General features: G+C 69.7%; 1 pseudogene. It reads right to left on the reverse strand.

The annotated features are described in order from the left end of the window. Positions 1–346 (reverse strand): annotated as a pseudogene (locus tag GYA94_RS27065) (formate dehydrogenase); the annotation flags it as partial.

The following is a 346-nucleotide window of genomic DNA, read 5'->3' on the forward strand; positions in this document are numbered from 1 at the left end:
ATGGATGTGGCCCATGTCGGCGCCCACGGCGAGGCCGGCAATGATCATGCCCTCGATCAGCAGGAACGGGTCGCCCTCCGTCAGCATGCGGTCGGCAAGGGTGCCGGAGTCGCCCTCGTCGGCATTGCACACCACGTACTTCTGGCCTGGGCCGGCGTCCGCCGAGCAGGCCGGAGTCCAGCACGGCAGCGACCACTTCGGCGCCGTCCAGCTCTACCGCGGCTTCAAGGCCGGCGAAACCGCCGTGCGCCCGGTAGTCGTCCAGCGACAACGGGCGGGTAATGCCGGCGCGGGCAAACAGCAGCCGTTGCTGGGTCTTGAGGTAGGGGATGGCCTCGACCGGCCC

The sequence above is a fragment of the Pseudomonas juntendi genome (assembly GCF_009932375.1).
GTDB lineage: Bacteria > Pseudomonadota > Gammaproteobacteria > Pseudomonadales > Pseudomonadaceae > Aquipseudomonas > Aquipseudomonas juntendi.